We start from the raw sequence: 19,069 nt of genomic DNA, 5'->3' as shown, positions 1-19,069 counted from the left end.
CGGCCGCGCCAGGGGCCCGGTCCGGCCTAGGACTTGGCGGCCATCTCGGCCGGGTCGGCCGTACCGCCGGTGACCGGCGCCGGGTCTCCGGCCGTCCGCTGGCGCGGGATGAACGAGGCCACCGCGAAGGCCAGCAGCGCGGCGCCCGCGCCCACCGCGAGGACGACCTTGAAGCCGTTCTCGGACGGCAGGGCGATGCCGCCGAAGTCGATGGTGAGCTGGGCGAGGATGACACCGGCGATGGCGCTGGCGCTGGACGTGCCGATCGAACGCATCAGGGTGTTGAGGCTGTTCGCGGCGGCCGTCTCCGAGGCGGGCACGGCGCCCATGATGAGCGCGGGCATCGAGCCGTAGGTGAAGCCGATGCCGGCGCCGATGACGCAGGACACCAGGACGAAGTGCCAGACCTCGGACATCAGCAGGATGTTCAGGCCGTAGCCGGCCGCCACGATCAGCGCGCCGATCATCAGCGTCACCTTGGGGCCGCGGGCCTTGGACACGGCGGCGGAGACCGGGGCGGTGACCATCATGACCAGACCCGAGGGGGCCATCACCAGACCGGCGGTGAGCATGGACTGGCCGAGGCCGTAACCGGTCTGCGAGGGCAACTGGAGGAGCTGCGGGATGACCAGGCTCATCGAGAACATGGCGACACCGACGGCGATCGAGGCGAGGTTGGTCACCAGCACCTGACGGCGGGCCGTGGTGCGCAGGTCGACGAGCGGCTGGGTGGTGCGCAGCTCGAACCAGCCCCAGGCCAGCAGGATCACGACGGCCGCGGCGAACAGCCCGATCGTCGTGCCGCTGCCCCAGCCCCAGTCGGCGCCCTTGGAGATGGCGAGCAGCAGGGAGACGAGTCCGGCCGCCATGCCGACCGCGCCGACGAAGTCGAACCGGCCACCGGTGCGCACGCGTGACTCGGGGACCAGCGCGAGGACGAGGGCGAGGGCGACGACGCCCAGGCCGGCCGAGACCCAGAACAGGGCGTGCCAGTCGAGGTTGTCCGCGATGAGCGCGGCGGCCGGCAGACCGAGCGCGCCGCCGACGCCGAGGGAGGCGCTCATCAGGGCGGTGGCGGAGGCGAGACGCTCGGCGGGCAGTTCGTCGCGCATGATGCTGATGCCGAGCGGGATGACACCGGAGGCGAGACCCTGGAGCACCCGGCCGATGATCATCGGGACCAGGGTGTCCGCCATCGCGCAGACGACCGAGCCGACGATCAGCAGCACCACGCTGACCAGCAGCATGCGCCGCTTGCCGAACATGTCACCGAGGCGTCCGATGACCGGGGTGGCCACGGCGGCGGCCAGCAGGGTGGCCGTGACGGCCCAGGCGGTGTCCGAGGCGGGGGCGTCGAGCAGCGTGGGCAGCTCGGCGACGATCGGGATCACCAGGGTCTGCATCAGCGAGACCACGATCCCGGCGAAGGCCAGCACCGCCACCACGGCGTTGGTCCGCGGCGGCGCGGAACCCCCCGCCCCGGTGGGACGGGCAAGGGCGTCGGACATGGCGGGCCTCCAAGGGAATCTGATTGACCCGGGCAACTTTAAGTCAGTTGCTTGACTTAAACAATAGACGCAGGTCAGGCCCGCCGGGGCCGCTCCGCCCGGCCGACCGGCTCAGCTCCCCTCGCGCTCCAGGATGCCCCGCACCTGCTCCTCGTCCAGCTCGTAGACGGTCTCGTGGGCCCGGGGATCGCGTGCGTGGAGGGTGTGGAAGAGCGGGCTCGACGGCCCGCCGAGCTCCACCAGCGTCGCGGAGGCCCCGCGCACGGCCCGCTCGGTGCCCGGCGCCGTCGCCAGGTCGACCCGGTTGACGACCCCCGGGGTCACCCACACCGGGACGCCCGCCAGCACGCCGTACAGCTGGCAGTGGAAGTGGCCGGTGAGGACGGCCCGTACGTCCGTCCCGCGCACGGCCTCGCCCAGCTCCCCGGGGTCCAGCAGTCCGAAGGCCCGCTGGACCGGGTGGTCGAGGGTGACGGGCGGGTGGTGGAAGGCGAGGACGGTGCCGTGCTCGGCCGGGGTGCCCAGCACCTCGCGCAGCCAGTCGAGCTGGACGGCGCTCAGCCGGCCGTACACCTTCCCCGGCACCAGGGAGTCGAGCGTCACCAGGCGCCAGCCGGCGACCGTGCTGACGGCGGCCCGCTCGTTGTCGGCGGACTCCAGCACCCGCTCCGGCTCGGGGTGCCCGCTGCCGAGCACCTTGCCGAACGCCGTGCGCTCGTCGTGGTTGCCGGTGGTGTAGAAGACGGGCGCCCCGCCCAGCACGTCCCGCGCGAAGGCGCCCACCAGGTCCCGCAGCGCCGTGTACGCCTCCACGGCACCGTCGTCGGCGAGGTCGCCGGTGACGACGACCGCGTCGACGCCCCGCTGATGCCGCAGCTCGGCGAGCATCAGCCGCAGGGAGTCATGCGCGTTGACACCGCGCGCGTCCGGCGCGTCGGTGCGTCGCAGATGCGTGTCCGAGAGCTGGAGAATCCTCATCTCCCGGACACTACACAGGAGTTGGGGCTCAGCTCAGGGACTGGAGCGCCTTGGCGTCGTACGGCTTCAGCTCGTCGTGGCGGCCCGTGAGGACCTTCCGCGCCCACTGCGGGTCCTGGAGCAGGGCCCGGCCGACGGCGACCATGTCGTACTCGTCGCGCTCGAAGCCGTCGAGCAGGTCGTCGATCGACTTGAGCGGGGAGCCCTCGCCGACGAAGGCCCCCATGAAGTCGCCGTCCAGGCCGACCGAGCCGACCGTGATGGTGGGCTTGCCGGTGAGCTTCTTCGTCCAGCCCGCGAGGTTGAGGTCCGCGCCCTCGAACTCCGGGATCCAGTAGCGGCGGGTCGAGGCGTGGAAGGCGTCGACACCGGCCGCGGCGAGCGGGGCGAGGACGGCCTCCAGCTCCTGCGGGGTCTCGGCGAGACGGGCGGCGTAGGCGTCCTGCTTCCACTGCGAGTAGCGGAAGACGACCGGGAACTCCGGGGAGACGGTCTCCCGGACGGCCGCGACGATCTCGGCGGCGAACCGGGTGCGGGCGACGGGGTCGCCGCCGTAGGCGTCGGTGCGCCGGTTGGTGCCCTTCCAGAGGAACTGGTCCACGAGGTAGCCGTGCGCGCCGTGGATCTCCACGCCGTCCATGCCGATGCGCTCCGCCGCGGCGGCGGCCTCGGCGAAGGCGCCGATGACGTCGTCGATGTCGCGCTGGGTCATCGCCGTGCCCGTGCGCTCCTCCTCCCCGATGCGCAGGCCGGAGGGGCCGACGGCCGGGGCCGTCTTCACCGGCGACTGGCCCTCCTTGCGGACCATGCCGATGTGCCACAGCTGCGGGAAGATCGTGCCGCCCGCCGCGTGCACGTCCGCGGCGACCCGCGCCCAGGCCGCGAGCTGCTCGTCACCGTGGAAGCGCGGGACGCGGCTGCTCTGGCCCGCCGAGTCGTGACCGACGTACGTCCCCTCCGTCACGATCAGGCCCACGCCCGCCGCGGCCCGGCGCGCGTAGTACGACGCGACGTCCTCGCCCGGGATGCCGCCCGGGGAGAACATACGGGTCATCGGCGCCATCGCGATGCGGTTCGGGACGGTCAGACCGTTGATCACGGCCGGCCGGGAGAGGATCTCGGCGGCGCGGGTGGCGGTGGCGCTCACGTGGGGGGCTCCTAGGGGTGGGGGTCACCTGAGGTACCAGGCGGTATGTGCATACGCATAGACAGTACGCACAGGTAACCTCCCCGTCAGCCCCCTGGTTTCCGCCCGCCCCTGTGATCCCGGACACGCGGCGGGGCTGGTCAGCCCACCAGCAGGTCCTTCTTCAGGGCGCGCAGCTCGCGGGCGTCGATGCCGAGGGCCTGGTCGAAGTAGGCGTCGATCGAGCCGTACTCGGCCGCCACCTGGTCGAAGCCCGAGTTCAGGTACTCGGCGCGGACATCGAGGAGCGGCTTGTAGATCTTGGCCTGGGCCTCGGGGAGCGCCGCGAGGGTCGCCGCGTTGGCGGCGGCGCGGTAGGTGTTGCTGGCGAGGTAGTCGTCCATGACCGTCTCGCTCGGCACGCCGAGGGCGGTCAGCAGGGCGGCGCTGGACCAGCCGGTGCGGTCCTTGCCCGCGGTGCAGTGGTAGACGACGCCGTGCCGGTCCTCGTCGGCGACACCGGCGTACACGGAGGTGTAGGCGGCCTGCGCGGTCGCCCCGCTGACCATGTACTTCTCGGCGTCCACCATCATCTGCACGGCGGCGGACTCACTGGTCGGCATGGTGGTGACCGCGTCGGACCCGGCGAGGACGTCCGCGACGGTGTAGGTGGCGCCGGCCGGCACGACGTCCGGGGCGGAGGTGCGCTCGGAGGCGGTCCGCAGGTCGTAGACGGCGTGGACGCCGAGGCGGCGGAGCTTGGCCGTGTCGGCGGCGGTGAGCTTGTTCAGCGCGTCGGAGCGGTAGACCTCGCCCATCTTCACCCAGTGCCCGTCGGCGGTGCGGTAGCCGCCCGCGTCACGGAAGTTGACGGTTCCGTCGAGCTTGATCAGACGGTCGGCCAGGTGCAGCGAACCGCCCTGCGCGGGGACGAGGTCGAACCACTGGCGGTCCGCCTTCGCCGACCCGGCGACGGTGACCGTGACGTCCCCGGTGGCGCCGCCGCGCGCGACGGTCCGGCCGCCGGCCCTGATCGCGACCGACTTCACGCCGGGCGCCTTCCAGACGAGGCGGAAGGTGCCGTCGTCGTTGGCGGTGACGGTCGCCCGGGTGAAGGGGATGCGGGAGGCGGGCGCGTGGTGCGCGGGGGAGGCCGCGGGGGCGGCGAGGGCGGACGGGGCGGTCAGCGCCAGCGCGGCGGCGGCGAGGAGGGCGACCTTGAGGGGCTTCTGGGACGTCAGGGGCTTCATGCGATGGATGCTGTGTGCACCGACCGACATCGGGGTGAACGCCGGGCGAATGACGCGACGTGCAGAGATGGCAGTTTGTGCCACCCACCACCACGGCGAGGTTCTCTCGCCCCCGCCGGACGGGCTGAAAGGATCAGACCTGGCGTGAAAATTCAGCCCGTCCGGCGTTTGAGGACAAAGGGGGGCTGGGGCGCAGCCCCAGGGGCGGGACGGGAAGGGGCGGCGGGGGCGGAAAAAGCCCGAGGGCGGCACCCCCTGCGCTCGGCAGGGGATGCCGCCCTCGGTGAAGGACGGTGATCGACCGGAGGGCGATCAGAAGTCCATGTCACCGCCCGGCATACCGCCACCGGCAGGCGCGGCGGCCTTCTCCGGCTTGTCGGCGATGACGGCCTCGGTGGTGAGGAAGAGCGCGGCGATGGACGCGGCGTTCTGCAGGGCAGAGCGCGTGACCTTCGCCGGGTCGATGATGCCTTCGGCGATCATGTCGACGTAGTCGCCCGTGGCCGCGTTGAGACCCCAGCCCACGGTCAGGTTGCGGACCTTCTCGACCACGACGCCGCCCTCGAGACCACCGTTGACGGCGATCTGCTTGAGCGGGGCCTCCAGCGCGAGCTTCACGGCGTTGGCACCGGTCGCCTCGTCACCGGTGAGCTCGAGCTTCTCGAACACCGCGGAAGCCTGGAGCAGGGCCACGCCACCACCGGCGACGATGCCCTCCTCGACGGCCGCCTTGGCGTTGCGCACGGCGTCCTCGATGCGGTGCTTGCGCTCCTTGAGCTCGACCTCGGTCGCGGCACCGGCCTTGATGACGGCGACGCCACCGGCGAGCTTCGCCAGGCGCTCCTGGAGCTTCTCGCGGTCGTAGTCCGAGTCGCTGTTCTCGATCTCGGCACGGATCTGGTTGACGCGACCGGCGACCTGGTCGGCCGAGCCGGAGCCGTCGACGATCGTCGTCTCGTCCTTGGTGATGACGACCTTGCGGGCGCGGCCCAGGAGGTCCAGGGTCGCGTTCTCCAGCTTGAGGCCGACCTCCTCGGAGATGACCTCGCCGCCCGTGAGGATGGCGATGTCGCCGAGCATGGCCTTGCGGCGGTCACCGAAGCCCGGGGCCTTGACGGCGACGGACTTGAAGGTGCCGCGGATCTTGTTGACGACCAGGGTCGACAGGGCCTCGCCCTCGACGTCCTCGGCGATGATCAGCAGCGGCTTGCCCGACTGCATGACCTTCTCCAGGAGCGGGAGCAGGTCCTTGACGGAGCCGATCTTGGAGTTGGCGATCAGGATGTACGGGTCGTCGAGCGACGCCTCCATCCGCTCCATGTCGGTGGCGAAGTACGCCGAGATGTAGCCCTTGTCGAAGCGCATACCCTCGGTGAGCTCCAGCTCCAGACCGAAGGTCTGGGACTCCTCGACGGTGATGACGCCTTCCTTGCCGACCTTGTCCATCGCCTCGGCGATGAGCTCGCCGATCTGGGTGTCGGCGGCGGAGATGGAGGCCGTGGAAGCGATCTGCTCCTTGGTCTCGACATCCTTCGCCTGCTCGAGCAGGGCACCGGAGACGGCCTCGACGGCCTTCTCGATACCGCGCTTGAGAGCCATCGGGTTGGCACCGGCGGCCACGTTGCGCAGACCCTCGCGCACCAGGGCCTGGGCCAGAACGGTCGCGGTGGTCGTACCGTCGCCGGCGACGTCGTCCGTCTTCTTGGCGACTTCCTTGACCAGCTCGGCGCCGATCTTCTCGTACGGGTCCTCGAGCTCGATCTCCTTGGCGATGGAGACACCATCGTTGGTGATCGTGGGGGCGCCCCACTTCTTCTCGAGGACGACGTTGCGGCCCTTGGGGCCGAGCGTCACCTTGACGGCGTCCGCGAGCTGGTTCATGCCGCGCTCGAGGCCGCGCCGCGCCTCCTCGTCGAACGCGATGATCTTGGCCATGTGAAGTGGTCCCTCCAGGACTGGGGGTGATTCCTTCGGACCGCGCCCGCGCCCGCGACGGACGGCTCGCACACCTCGTGGTTCCTTGCCCCACCCGGCCTGCGGGCCTCACCGACCCGGTCCTCGTTGTCACTCTCACCTTCAGAGTGCTAACGCCAATGATTAGCACTCGGCATGGTCGAGTGCAAGCGGCTCTCGGGGATCGACCGGGGCGCTCCGCCAGGCGCGAACAGGGCGGCGGGGGGCCTGCGGGCACGCCCGGCCCTCCGGGCACGCCGAAGGGCCCGCACCCATGACTCCCCATGAGGTGCGGGCCCTTCGAAGAAGAACGTCGCTGCTAGTTCAGTCGGCGCGCGCTTCAGCCGGTCGCCAGTCGGACCATGTCCGCCTGCGGCCCCTTCTGGCCCTGCGAGATCTCGAAATCGACCCGCTGACCCTCTTCCAGGGTGCGGTAGCCGTCCATCTGAATCGCGCTGTAGTGGACGAATACATCCGCACCACCGTCGACCGCGATGAAGCCGTACCCCTTCTCCGCGTTGAACCATTTGACGGTGCCCTGAGCCATGCCTAACTCCCCTATTACTGGCCCTTGCACGGACCCGCACTTCGCGGATCCGGGTCAGACCTCACCCCCCACAGGATTGGGGGCGTGCGCCGGAACGCGTCGACCGCGGCCGAATGTATCCGTCCAACTGCCCTCTGCAACAGGTCAATCGGACGAGAATTCAGGGCAAGACCAGTCAGGAATGTACGGAGAATTCCGCTGAATATGGGTCAAGTCGGGCCCCATAAAAGGAATAAAAGACGCAGAAGAGGCGCGCACTTTGGCTACTTCTCATCGCAAGTGGAGCCAGAACTCATATGCGTATGGCATGAAGGGTGCGGCAGCTTCCCCAACTGTACCGCGCTCAACCATGCAGAATTGCCCCCTCCGTTTCTCTCACGGAGGGGGCAATTCGATGAACAGTGCGTGATGCGGCTCAGCAGCCGCCGGCCACCGCCGGGATGATCGAGACGCCGGCGCCGTCGGGCGTCGCGGTCTCCAGGCCCTGCTCGAACCGGACGTCGTCGTCGTTCACGTACACGTTGACGAACCGGCGCAGCTTGCCCTGGTCGTCCAGGACACGGGCGGCGATGCCCGTGTGGTTCTTCTCCAGGTCGGCGATGACCTCGCCGAGGGTGGCGCCCTCGGCGGGCACCTCGGCCTGCCCACCGGTGTAGGTGCGCAGGATGGTGGGAATGCGGACGTTGACGCTCACGAGGGAACCTCCGGTCGGTACTAGGTCTTTCAGGGTCCGGCCCAGACTGGGGCTCGACGGCTACGCGAGTCCGGCCTCGCGGAAGGAGTCGAGGCTGGGACGGATCGTCGCGGTGAGCCCGGTGCCCGCCACCGCGTCCAGCGTCTTGAGTCCGTCCCCGGTGTTCAGCACGACGGTCGTCTTCGCCGGGTCCAGCAGCCCGTTCTCGATCAGCTTGCGGGTCACGCCCACGGTCACCCCGCCCGCGGTCTCCGCGAAGATGCCCTCGGTGCGGGCCAGCAGCTTGATCGCGTCGACGATCTGCTCGTCGGTCACGTCCTCCACGGCGCCGCCGGTGCGCCGGGCGATGTCCAGGACGTAGGGGCCGTCCGCCGGGTTGCCGATGGCGAGCGACTTGGCGATGGTGTCGGGCTTCTGCGGCCGGACGACGTCGTGGCCCGCCTTGTAGGCGACGGACACCGGCGAGCAGCCCTCGGCCTGGGCGCCGAAGATCTTGTACGGCCGGTCCTCGACGAGCCCGAGCTTGATCAGCTCCTGGAGCCCCTTGTCGATCTTCGTCAGCTGCGAGCCGGACGCGATCGGGACGACGAGCTGGTCGGGCAGCCGCCAGCCGAGCTGCTCGCAGATCTCGTACGCGAGGGTCTTGGAGCCCTCCGCGTAGTAGGGCCGCAGATTGACGTTGACGAAGCCCCAGCCCTCGCCGGCCGGGTCGCCGATGAGCTCGGAGCAGAAGCGGTTGACGTCGTCGTAGTTGCCCTCGATGCCGACGAGCTCACCGCCGTAGACGGCGGCCATGACGACCTTGCCCTGCTCCAGGTCGTGCGGGATGAACACGCAGGAGCGGAAGCCGGCGCGGGCGGCGGCGGCGCCGACGGCACCGGCGAGGTTGCCGGTGGAGGAGCAGGAGAGCGTGGTGTAGCCGAAGGCGCGCGCCGCCTCGACGGCCTGGGCGACGACACGGTCCTTGAAGGAGTGCGTCGGGTTGCCGGAGTCGTCCTTGACGTACAGCCCGCCGGTGACGCCGAGCTCGGCGGCGAGGTTGTCGGCCTTGACGAGGTGGGTCCAGCCCGGGTTGATGTTGGGCTTGTCGGCCACGTTCGCCGGGACGGGCAGCAGGGGCGCGTAACGCCAGATGTTCGCGGGTCCCGCTTCGATCCGCTTGCGGAGTTCCTCGGTGTCGTACCCGGAGAAGTCGTACGCGATCTCCAGCGGGCCGAAACACTCCTCGCACGCGAAGACCGGACCGAGAGGGACCCGGTGGCCGCATTCGCGGCAGCTCAACGCGGTGGCGGGGCCGAGATCGACCTGGGTTCCGGAGGTGTTCGCGACAGTCTGCGCAGCCATGAGAGGCGAGGCCCTTTCTCCTCATCTTCCTCACGACGCATCTCGCCGTGAGACGGATTTGGCACCTTCCCGAGTCGGGAGCCTCACGTACGCGAGAACCGACTGGAGGGTTGCCGGGGCTTCATCGGGCCGTATCCCTCTGCCCCTCTGGATGAGCGGTATGAAGTTGTCGATCTGTGGTCGATCCGTGGTCGATCCGTGCGTGGATCACCGCGTGGATCTCGGTGGGGCCGTCCAGGACATGCGATGGTCACCCGCCTTGTTCAAGACTGTAACCGACAACAAGGACAGTTGAGATAGTCGTCCGAACCGCGAGATGGATCACACACGACGATCCCCCCGCCGCCCCACGCAGAGGAGTCGCCCACGTGCTGAAAGAAACAGAGCGCTGGCTGGCCACCCGCTCCTGGTCCGTGACCGACCGCCCTCTGCACCGGATCATGGCCGCGAAACAACGCACCGGTCAGACGGTCAGTGTCGTCCTGCCCGCGCTCAACGAGGAGGAGACCGTCGGTGACATCGTCGCGGTCATCCGGCACGACCTCATGCAGCAGGTGCCCCTCGTCGACGAGATAGTCGTCGTCGACTCGGGCTCCACCGACCGCACCTCGGCGGTGGCCGCCGCGGCGGGCGCCCGGGTCGTGCACCGGGACGAGATCCTGCCCCGCATCCCCGCGGCCCCCGGCAAGGGCGAGGTCCTGTGGCGCTCCCTCCTCGTCACCTCCGGTGACATCGTCTGCTTCATCGACGCCGACCTGAAGGAGTTCTCCTCCGACTTCGTCTCCGGCATCGTCGGCCCGCTCCTGACCGACCCGGGCGTCGACCTGGTGAAGGCCATGTACGACCGTCCGCTGGGCGGTGCGGCGGGCCAGGGCGGCCGGGTGACGGAGCTGATGGCCCGCCCCCTGCTGAACATGCACTGGCCCCAGCTGGCCGGTTTCGTCCAGCCGCTCGGCGGCGAGTACGCGGCCAGACGCTCCCTGCTGGAGCAGCTCCCCTTCCCGGTCGGCTACGGCGTCGAGCTGGGCATGCTGGTGGACGCCCTGCACCTGGTCGGCCTCGACGCGCTGGCCCAGGTCGACGTCGGCGTCCGCAAGCACCGCCACCAGGACGGCCAGGCGCTCGGCCGGATGTCCGCCGCGATCTACCGCACGGCACAGCTCCGCCTCGCCCGCGGCCATCTGATCCGCCCCGCGCTGACCCAGTTCGAGCGGGGCGAGGACGGCTTCGAGCCGCGCACGTACTCGGTCGACACCGAGGAACGGCCGCCCATGGTGGAGATCTCCGAGTACGCCGAGCGGAAGGTCGCGTAACGCCCCGGGAGCCCGCCGTATACGGCTGGATACCTGCGGTGACCGTACGTTTGAGCGTTTACGCGCCGGGCTAGGTTGAGGCGTATGGCGTCCCTCTCCCCCACGGCCCCCGCCCCTGCCTCCGCCCGGGTGCTCGTGGCCTCCAACCGCGGGCCGGTCTCGTACGAGGTACGGGACGACGGCACGCTCAGCGCCCGGCGGGGCGGCGGCGGGCTGGTCTCCGGGCTGTCGGCGATCGGCCCGGACGCGGACGCCCTGTGGGTGTGCTCGGCGCTGTCCGACGGCGACCGGGAGGCGGTGCGGCGCGGGGCCGGCGAGGACGGCGTGCGGATGCTCGCCGTCCCGGCGGACGTGCACGCGGACGCCTACAACGGCATCGCGAACTCGGTCCTGTGGTTCGTCCACCACATGCTCTACCAGACCCCGCTGGAGCCGTCCTTCGACGCGGAGTTCCGGCGGCAGTGGGCGCGCTACGAGGAGTACAACGCCGCCTTCGCGCGGGCGCTGGCCGAGGAGGCGGCGGACGGCGCGGCCGTCCTGGTCCAGGACTACCACCTGTGCCTGGTCCCCGGGATGCTCCGCGAGCTCCGCCCCGACCTGCGCATCGGCCACTTCTCGCACACCCCGTGGGCGCCGGTGGACTACTTCCGGATGCTCCCCGACGACATCTCCGCGCAGATCCTGCGGGGCATGCTGGGCGCCGACCGGCTGGGCTTCCTGACCCGGCGCTGGGCCGACGCGTTCGAGCGCTGCGCGGCGGAGCTGGCCGGCGGGCTCGGGGACACCCGGGTGGGCGTGCACGGGCTCGGCGCCGACGCGGACTTCCTGCGGAAGCGGTCCCACGCGCCGGACGTCACCGACCGCATGGCCGCGCTGGCGGCCGAGATCGGCGAGGGCCGCAAGGCGATCGTCCGGGTCGACCGCACCGAACTGTCGAAGAACATCGTCCGCGGCCTGCACGCCTACGCGGCCCTGCTGGAGAGCCGCCCGGAGTGGCGCGAGCGGGTGGTCCACGTGGCGTTCGCCTACCCCTCCCGGCAGGACCTGGCGGTGTACCGCGACTACACGGCCGAGGTGCAGCGGGTCGCCGACTCGGTCAACTCCCGCTACGGCACGCCCGGCTGGACCCCGGTCGTCCTGCACGTCAAGGACGACTTCGCCCGCTCCCTGGCCGCCTACCGCCTCGCCGACGTCGCCCTCGTCAACCCCATCCGCGACGGCATGAACCTGGTCGCCAAGGAGGTCCCGGTCGTCTCCGACGAGGGCTGCGCGCTGGTGCTGTCCCGGGAGGCGGGCGCGTACGAGGAGCTCGGCGAGGACGCGATCACGGTCAACCCCTACGACGTGACCGCCACGGCGCACGCCCTGCACGAGGCGCTCACGATGCCCTCGGACGAACGCGCCGAACGCACCAAGCGGCTGGCCGCGGCGGCCACGGCGCTGCCTCCGGCCCAGTGGTTCCTGGAGCAGCTGCGGGCGCTCAGGGAAGCCGGTCCGCGAGACGCCTGAGCAGGTCCACGACGCCTGCCGGGCCGTCGACGACGAGGTCGGCGCGTTCCTTCAGCTCCGGTACCTCCTCGCTGCCCGCGCTGCACACCAGCAGTCCGGGGACGCCGTCGGCGCGGAGCGCGTCCACGGCGGCGTAGGCGGGGAGGTCCCCGAGGTCGTCGCCCGCGTAGAGGACGGCCTCGGCGCCCAGCTCCCGGACGAGCCCGAGGAGCGCCACGCCCTTGTCCATGCCCGGCGGGCGCAGCTCCAGGACGAGGCGTCCCGGCTCGACGATCAGACCGTGGCGGGTGGCGAGGCCGGTGAGCGGCTCGCGGAGCGCCTCGAAGGTGCCCTGGGGGTCGGCGGCCCTGCGGGTGTGCACGGCGAGCGCCCGCCCCTTCTCCTCGACCCATGTGCCCTCGCGGGCGCCTGCCCGGTCGAGCAGGGCGGGGAGTTCCTCGCGTGCGCGGGCCACTCCGGGGTGGGGCGGGGGTGCGGTGATCTCGCCGGTGGCGGCGTCCCAGCGTTCGGCGCCGTAGTGGCCGAGGACGGTGAGGTGCTCCAGCCCGGGGACGCCGGCGAAGCCGCCGAGGCGGACGGCGAGGGCGGGTGGGCGGCCGGTGACGACCGCCACGGTGGCCACCTTCGGGGCGAGGGCGGCGAGGGCGATTACGGCGTCCGGGTGGGCGAACGCGTGTTCCGGGTCCGGGACGATGGGGGCGAGGGTGCCGTCGAAGTCGAGGGCGACGATGCTCCTGCCCGGCCGCTGAAGCACGGCCTCCAGCCCGGCCTTGCCCGCCCGCGTCCCCACGACCACGTCATCGATCCCCATGCCTCGACCCTACCCAGCCTTCTCCCGCCCCCGCCGCCCCTTCCCTTCCCGTCCCTGGGGGCTGCCGCCCCCAGACCCCCGCATCGGCCCTGAACGGGCCTCGTCCTCACACGCCGGACGGGCTGGAATGCCGGACCTGGCGTAAAAATTCAGCCCGTCCGGCGGGTGCGGAGTCAGCGGTCCCTTCGACGGGACTGCCGGATGCGGCGGAGGCGGTTGATCGTGACCGGGTCCGAGGCCAGGGCGCGGGGATCGTCCAGGAGGGCGTTCAGGAGCTGGTAGTAGCGGACCGGCGCGAGGCCGAGTTCCTCGCGTATCGCCCGCTCCTTGGCACCGGCCGCGGCGAAGCCACGACGCTCCAGGGCGAGGATCGCCAGCTCTCGGGGGGCGAGGTCGGTCATACGGGAACCGTAGCCCCGGGCACCGACAGCGCCTACTCCGCGCTCTCCGCGGTCATCGCCGTCGTCTGGAGCCGGCCGAGGACGGTGGCCGGGTTGCCGCCGGAGGTCACCGCCTTGCCTATCTCCTTCTTGACCTCGGCGCTGACCTGGGGCCAGGACGTGCGCCCGGCCGGGTACAGCTCCGCGGCGGGCAGCTCGTCGAGGAACGGCTGGAGATCCTTGTCGCGCGCGGAGGTGCTCATGGTCTGGGACGCGGTCAGCGTCACCGGCAGGAGGTCGTACTCGCGGGAGAAGGCGAGGACGTTCTTCTCGCTGTAGACGAAGTCGAGGAAGCTGCCCACCTCGTCGGCGTGGCCGTTCTGCTTGAAGGCCGTCATCCAGTCGGCGACGCCCATGGAGACGGTGCTGCGCCCGTCGACGCCGGGCATGGGGACCATGCCGTAGTCGACGCCCTTCTTGCCGGCCATCTGCATCAGGGTGGGGTGGCCGTTGAGCATGCCGACCTCGCCGTCCGCGAAGGCGGAGAAGGCGGCGGCACGGTTCAGCTTGCCGGGCGCGACCGGCCCGGTCAGGCCCGCGCCGACGAGGTCGTCCTTGAGCCAGGTGAAGGTGTCGACGTTCTCGGTGGAGTCGATGCCGTACGTGCCCATGCTGGTCGTGTAGCCGCCCCCGCCGCTGAGCAGCCACTGCATGGTCTCGGCCTGGGCCTCCTCGGAGCCGAGCGGGAGGGCGTAGGGGTACTTCACGCCCTCCTCCTTGAGCGCCGCCGCGTCCGAGGCCAGCTCGTCCCAGGTCTTCGGCGGGGTGAGGCCGGCCTTCTTGAAGAGGGTCTTGTTGTAGAAGAGCAGCCGCGTGGACGCCGCGAAGGGCATCCCGTACAGCGTGCCGTCCACCTCGCCGGCCCCGGCGAGCTGGGAGGCGAAGTCGGCCTGGGTGGAGATGGAGAGCAGGTCGTCGGCGCTGTAGAGGAGGTCGTCGGCGGCGTAGTCGGCGTAGGAGCCGATCTGGGCCATGTCGGGCGCGTGCCCGGCCGCGACCATGTCCTTGACCTTGGCGTCCACGTCGTTCCAGGAGTAGACGCTGACGTCGACCTCGACGCCCGGGTGCTTCGACTCGTACGTCTCGGCGAGTCCGTCCCAGTACTTCTGCGAACTGTTCGCGGCGCTGTCGCCGTAGTCGGCGGCGACCAACTTCAGGGTCACCGCCCCGTCGTCCGCGGCGGTTCCGCAGCCCCCCAGGACCGCTGTCATGCCCAGTGCGGACATCACCGCGATCGTCGCCGTCCTACGCCGCTGCACTGCCGGCCCCCTCAACTTCGCTGTCGAAAACTTTCGAAAGGTCAGACATAAGGTCTACACCACGTGAGTGGACTAGACCTCTCATGGGTCGGCGGGCCACACTACCCCCGTGAGACATGTCATCGCCCTCGACGTGGGCGGCACCGGGATGAAGGCGGCCCTCGTGGGGGCGGACGGCGAGCTGCTGCACCGGGCCCGCCGGGCCACCGGGCGCGAGCGCGGCCCGCAGGCGGTCGTCGACGGCATCCTCGACTTCGCCGCCGAGCTGCGCGCGCACGGCGAGCGGGAGTTCGGCGAGCCCGCGGCGGCGGCCGGCGTCGCCGTGCCCGGCATCGTCGACGAGGCCACCGGGACCGCCGTCTACGCGGCCAACCTGGGCTGGCGGGACGTGCCCCTGCGCGCGCTGCTCACCGAACGGCTGCACGGCGCCCCCGTCGCCCTCGGGCACGACGTGCGCACCGGCGGCCTCGCCGAGGGCCGGATCGGCGCCGGGCGCGGCGCGGACCGGTTCCTGTTCGTGCCGCTGGGCACCGGGATCGCGGGCGCCATCGGCATCGACGGCCGGGTGGAGGCGGGCGCGCACGGCTTCGCGGGCGAGATCGGCCACATCGTCGTCCGGCCCTCCGGGGCCCCCTGTCCCTGCGGCCAGAGCGGCTGTCTGGAGCGGTACGCCTCCGCGGCGGCCGTCAGCGAGGCGTGGGCCGCGGCGAGCGGGGACCCCGCCGCGGACGCCGCCGACTGCGCCAAGGCCGTCGAGTCCGGCGACCGACGGGCCCGCGAGGTGTGGCAGGGCGCCGTCGACGCGCTCGCCGACGGGCTGGTCACCGCGCTCACCCTCCTGGACCCCCGGATCGTGATCATCGGTGGCGGGCTCGCCGAGGCGGGGGAAACCTTGTTCACACCGCTGCGGGACGCCGTCCGGCGGCGGGTCACCTTCCAGACGCTGCCGTCACTGGTGCCGGCGGCCCTGGGCGACACGGCCGGATGCCTGGGCGCCGGGCTGCTGGCCCGGGACCTGCTCACCGCCACCGGGGGCGCCGCCGCGGGCCCCGTTCCCGGCCTCACTCCGAGCCCCCTTCCGAACGAGGAGGAAACCACCTGATGGCAACCCCCACGGTGTTCTCCGGCGCCACCGTCGTCCTGCCCACCGGGACCGTCGAGGACGGCCGGGTGATCGTCGACGGCACCCGTATCGCCGGGTCGGCCCCGGAGAACGCCCAGGTCGTCGACGTGTCCGGGCACTGGCTCGTGCCCGGGTTCGTCGACCTCCACAACCACGGCGGCGGCGGAGCCTCCTTCACCTCCGGCACGGTCGACGAGGTGCTGCACGGCATCCGCACCCACCGGGAGCACGGCACCACGACCCTGGTCGCCTCGACCGTCACCGGCGACATGGACTTCCTCGCCCAGCGGGCCGGGCTGCTCAGCGAGCTGGCCGAGCAGGGCGACATCGCCGGCATCCACTTCGAGGGCCCGTTCATCTCGCCGTGCCGCAAGGGCGCCCACTCCGAGGAGCTGCTGCGCGACCCGGACCCGGCGGACGTGCGCAAGCTGGTCGACGCGGCGCGCGGGCAGGCCCGGATGGTCACCCTCGCCACCGAACTGCCCGGTGGCATCGACTCGGTGCGGCTGCTGGCCGAGCACGGGGTCATCGCGGCGATCGGGCACACGGACGCGACGTACGAGCAGACCGTGGAGGCCATCGACGCGGGCGCGACGGTCGCCACCCACCTGTTCAACGCGATGCCCCCGCTCGGCCATCGCGCCCCCGGTCCGATCGCCGCGCTGCTGGAGGACGAGCGGATCACCGTCGAGCTGATCAACGACGGCACCCATCTGCACCCGGCCTCCCTCCAGCTGGCGTTCCATCACGCGGGCGCGGACCGGGTGGCGTTCATCACCGACGCGATGGACGCGGCGGGCTTCGGCGACGGCCGGTACATGCTCGGCCCGCTGGAGGTCGAGGTGAGCGAGGGCGTGGCCCGGCTGGTGGAGGGCGGATCCATCGCCGGCTCGACGCTGACCCTGGACCGCGCGTTCCGGCGGGCCGTGACCGTGGACCGGCTGCCCGTCGAGGACGCCGTCGCCGCCCTGTCCGCCAACCCGGCCCGGCTGCTGGGCCTGGCCGACAGCGTCGGCTCGCTGGAGCCCGGCAAGTACGCCGACCTGGTGCTGCTGGACGCGGAGTTCGCGGTCCGGGGCGTGATGCGCCGCGGGGAATGGGTGGTCGGTCCGCAACTGGGGTGATGTGTCCATCTGTTGAGGGCGGCGGTTGTCCTGGGAGACTGGGCCGACCGCCGCCCGTTCGGCATGATCACCTCGCCGAACGGCTCAGCAACGTCTTCGGGGGAGGTCGGCCCGGTGATCCTCACGGTCACGCTGAACACCGCTCTCGACATCACCTATCGCGTCCGGTCCCTCACCCCGCACGCCTCGCACCGCGTCTCCGACGTCGTCGAACGCCCCGGCGGCAAGGGCCTGAACGTGGCCCGGGTGCTCGCGGCCCTCGGCCACGAAGTGACCGTCACCGGCTTCACCGGCGGCGCCACCGGCGGCCAGCTCCAGGAGCATCTGACGGCCACCCCCGGTGTGCGGGACGCGCTGGTCCCCGTCGCGGGCTCCACCCGCCGCACCGTCGCCGTCGTCGACGGACGCACCGGCGACACGACCCAGCTGAACGAGCCCGGCCCGGTGATCGCCCCCGCCGAGTGGATCGCCTTCCAGGAGGCGTACGAGGACCTGCTGCCGTCGGCCGCCGCGGTCGCCCTGTGCGGCAGTCTCCCGCCGGGCGTGCCGGTGGGCGCGTACGCGCTGCTGGTGCGGACCGCCCGCGCGGCCGGGGTGCCGGTGCTGCTCGACACGAGCGGGGAGCCGCTGCGCCGCGGGATCGCCGCCCGGCCCGACCTCATCAAGCCCAACGCCGACGAGCTGGCCGAGCTGACCGGCTCCCACGAGCCGCTCAGGGCCGTTCAGGACGCCCGCAGGCGCGGCGCGCGGACGGTGGTCGCCTCCCTGGGCACCGAGGGGCTGCTGGCCGCCTCGCCGGAGGGCCGCTGGCGTGCCGTCCCGCCCGCCCGGGTCCACGGCAACCCGACCGGCGCCGGCGACTCGGCGGTCGCGGGCCTGCTGTCGGGGCTCGTGGACCATCTGCCCTGGCCGGACCGGCTGGCCCGCGCGGTCGCCCTGTCGGCGGCGACGGTGCTGGCGCCGGTGGCGGGCGAGTTCGACCGCGCGGCCTACGAGGAGCTGCTCGGACGGGTCGCGGTGGTCACGGAGACCTCCGCGGCCTGAGCGGCTACTTCTTGACCTGGCCTTCCTTCAGCCACACCTGGGAGAGCAGGGCGTCGCACTGGTCGCCGGACTGGCAGGAGATGCTGATGGTGTTGGTGCCCTTGGTGAGCGTGGGCCACGCGTACGTCGTCGTCCAGCCCTTGGCGTAGTCGCCCTCGTCCGCGCCAGCGTAGTTCTTCATGCTGAGCTTGCTGCCGAACGTCTTGCCGTTGACCGTGAGCGTCATGCTCTGGTCCTTGCCGGGGACGCTGTAGTTGGCGAAGAGGGTGTAGGTGCCGTCCTTCGGGATGCCGTCGACGGTCCAGGTGACCGCGGCACCCTCCTGGTTGAGGCCGGTCACGTAGATGCCGCCGTCGGCGGAGGCGCCCTCGACGTCCGAGGAGGTCGTCACCCCGGTCCCGAGGGACAGGGCCTTGGCGTCGATGGTCTTCTCGTAGCTCTCGGCCTGCTCGTCGCTGCTCGCCGACTCGCTCGGCTCGCTGCTCTGCTCGGCCGTGGGCGCGGTGGACGGGGTGTCGCCCGCGTCCTTGTCGTCGTCGCCGCCGAGCATGGCCACGCTGATGCCGATGATGACCGCGGCGACCACCGCGATGGCGCCGATCAGCAGCCCTTTGGTGTTCGGGCCGCGGCCCCGGCCGCCACCGCCGCCGTGCGAGGGCTGCTGGCTGGTGGCGCCGCCCGGGAACGTCTCGGGGGCCGCGTAGTGGGGGCTCGCCTGGCCGTAGGCGCCCTGCTGCTGCGGGACCTGGCCGTAGGCCGCGGTCTGCTGCTGGGGCTGCTGCGGCTGCTGGCCGTACTGACGCTGGCCGACGGGGCGCACCCGGTTGACGGTGTTCGGGTAGCCGTAGCCACCGGAGGGCGGCTGGGCTCCGTTGGCCTGTCCGTCGGCGTAGAGGTAGCCGAACGGGTCGTCGTCCTCGGGCGTGCTGGCGCCGTTGTTGCCGGACGTCATCCCTTGGTACTCCTCACCAGGTGCGGGTCATGCGGGTCGGACGCGTTGCGTGTGATGAATGTGCCGAGCCTACCCGCTCGCGCTGAGCCAAACG

Annotated in this window: 17 protein-coding genes and 1 riboswitch; of the genes, 5 read left to right on the top strand and 12 right to left on the bottom strand. The window is 71.6% G+C overall.

The window, feature by feature from the left end:
• Positions 1 to 26 precede the first annotated feature (26 nt).
• The 8 genes from ACIPSE_RS36805 to thrC all read right to left on the bottom strand — a co-directional run bounded on the left by ACIPSE_RS36805 (position 27) and on the right by thrC (position 9,400).
• Complete coding sequence (locus ACIPSE_RS36805) at positions 27 to 1,508, bottom strand: MFS transporter (protein ID WP_401671637.1); 1,482 nt, start codon at positions 1,506 to 1,508, stop codon at positions 27 to 29.
• A gap of 111 nt (positions 1,509 to 1,619) precedes the next feature.
• Positions 1,620 to 2,486, bottom strand: coding sequence for a metallophosphoesterase (locus ACIPSE_RS36800; protein ID WP_401671635.1), 867 nt, complete (start codon positions 2,484 to 2,486; stop codon positions 1,620 to 1,622).
• A 28-nt stretch (positions 2,487 to 2,514) separates the two neighbouring features.
• Positions 2,515 to 3,633 (bottom strand): NADH:flavin oxidoreductase, encoded by a 1,119-nt coding sequence (locus tag ACIPSE_RS36795; protein ID WP_401671632.1) that lies wholly within the window; start codon positions 3,631 to 3,633, stop codon positions 2,515 to 2,517.
• Positions 3,634 to 3,773: 140 nt separating this feature from the next.
• Positions 3,774 to 4,862, bottom strand: a complete 1,089-nt coding sequence (locus ACIPSE_RS36790) for a tyrosine-protein phosphatase (RefSeq protein ID WP_401671629.1) — start codon at positions 4,860 to 4,862, stop codon at positions 3,774 to 3,776.
• Between the two features lie 312 nt (positions 4,863 to 5,174).
• Positions 5,175 to 6,797 (bottom strand): chaperonin GroEL, encoded by a 1,623-nt coding sequence (gene groL, locus ACIPSE_RS36785; protein ID WP_171146194.1) that lies wholly within the window; start codon positions 6,795 to 6,797, stop codon positions 5,175 to 5,177.
• Positions 6,798 to 7,155: 358 nt separating this feature from the next.
• Positions 7,156 to 7,362: a cold-shock protein gene (locus ACIPSE_RS36780; RefSeq protein ID WP_007493268.1), complete on the bottom strand. Its 207-nt coding sequence runs from the start codon at positions 7,360 to 7,362 to the stop codon at positions 7,156 to 7,158.
• A gap of 415 nt (positions 7,363 to 7,777) precedes the next feature.
• Positions 7,778 to 8,056, bottom strand: coding sequence for a MoaD/ThiS family protein (locus tag ACIPSE_RS36775; RefSeq protein ID WP_401671627.1), 279 nt, complete (start codon positions 8,054 to 8,056; stop codon positions 7,778 to 7,780).
• Positions 8,057 to 8,116: 60 nt separating this feature from the next.
• Entirely contained in the window at positions 8,117 to 9,400 is a 1,284-nt protein-coding gene (thrC, locus tag ACIPSE_RS36770) for a threonine synthase (protein WP_401671625.1), read from the bottom strand.
• Positions 9,401 to 9,418: 18 nt separating this feature from the next.
• Positions 9,419 to 9,558: riboswitch (SAM riboswitch) on the bottom strand.
• Between the two features lie 210 nt (positions 9,559 to 9,768).
• Here thrC and ACIPSE_RS36765 point away from each other — a divergent pair.
• Positions 9,769 to 10,713, top strand: coding sequence for a glucosyl-3-phosphoglycerate synthase (locus ACIPSE_RS36765; protein WP_401671622.1), 945 nt, complete (start codon positions 9,769 to 9,771; stop codon positions 10,711 to 10,713).
• An 84-nt stretch (positions 10,714 to 10,797) separates the two neighbouring features.
• Complete coding sequence (locus ACIPSE_RS36760; RefSeq protein ID WP_401671620.1) at positions 10,798 to 12,222, top strand: trehalose-6-phosphate synthase; 1,425 nt, start codon at positions 10,798 to 10,800, stop codon at positions 12,220 to 12,222.
• Here the strand turns inward: ACIPSE_RS36760 and otsB are convergent.
• From otsB to ACIPSE_RS36745, 3 genes are all read right to left on the bottom strand, one after another.
• A complete protein-coding gene (gene otsB / locus ACIPSE_RS36755) occupies positions 12,194 to 13,033 on the bottom strand; it encodes a trehalose-phosphatase (RefSeq protein ID WP_401671618.1) in 840 nt (279 codons plus the stop codon). The two genes, ACIPSE_RS36760 and otsB, sit on opposite strands and share 29 nt — an antisense overlap.
• 173 nt (positions 13,034 to 13,206) lie before the next feature.
• On the bottom strand, positions 13,207 to 13,434 hold the full coding sequence (locus tag ACIPSE_RS36750; RefSeq protein WP_401671615.1) for a DUF3263 domain-containing protein: 228 nt from the start codon (positions 13,432 to 13,434) through the stop codon (positions 13,207 to 13,209).
• Positions 13,435 to 13,466: 32 nt separating this feature from the next.
• The gene (locus ACIPSE_RS36745; protein WP_401671613.1) at positions 13,467 to 14,699 is read right to left on the bottom strand and encodes an ABC transporter substrate-binding protein; all 1,233 of its coding nucleotides are present in this window, start codon (positions 14,697 to 14,699) and stop codon (positions 13,467 to 13,469) included.
• 142 nt (positions 14,700 to 14,841) lie between these two features.
• Here ACIPSE_RS36745 and ACIPSE_RS36740 point away from each other — a divergent pair, with 142 nt between their 5' ends.
• The 3 genes from ACIPSE_RS36740 to ACIPSE_RS36730 all read left to right on the top strand — a co-directional run bounded on the left by ACIPSE_RS36740 (position 14,842) and on the right by ACIPSE_RS36730 (position 18,023).
• A complete protein-coding gene (locus ACIPSE_RS36740) occupies positions 14,842 to 15,834 on the top strand; it encodes an ROK family protein (protein WP_401671610.1) in 993 nt (330 codons plus the stop codon).
• Positions 15,834 to 16,979, top strand: a complete 1,146-nt coding sequence (nagA, locus tag ACIPSE_RS36735) for an N-acetylglucosamine-6-phosphate deacetylase (RefSeq protein WP_401671608.1) — start codon at positions 15,834 to 15,836, stop codon at positions 16,977 to 16,979. The genes ACIPSE_RS36740 and nagA overlap by 1 nt, the downstream gene beginning before the upstream one ends.
• A gap of 114 nt (positions 16,980 to 17,093) precedes the next feature.
• Positions 17,094 to 18,023 (top strand): 1-phosphofructokinase family hexose kinase, encoded by a 930-nt coding sequence (locus ACIPSE_RS36730; RefSeq protein ID WP_401671606.1) that lies wholly within the window; start codon positions 17,094 to 17,096, stop codon positions 18,021 to 18,023.
• A 4-nt stretch (positions 18,024 to 18,027) separates the two neighbouring features.
• Here the strand turns inward: ACIPSE_RS36730 and ACIPSE_RS36725 are convergent, their stop codons facing one another.
• On the bottom strand, positions 18,028 to 18,975 hold the full coding sequence (locus ACIPSE_RS36725) for a carbohydrate-binding protein (protein ID WP_401671603.1): 948 nt from the start codon (positions 18,973 to 18,975) through the stop codon (positions 18,028 to 18,030).
• Between the last annotated feature and the right edge of the window lie 94 nt (positions 18,976 to 19,069).

Origin of the sequence: Streptomyces sp. NPDC090106 (genome assembly GCF_044747265.1) — a bacterium.
Lineage (GTDB): Bacteria > Actinomycetota > Actinomycetes > Streptomycetales > Streptomycetaceae > Streptomyces.
This window is presented reverse-complemented; position numbering and strand designations above follow the sequence as displayed.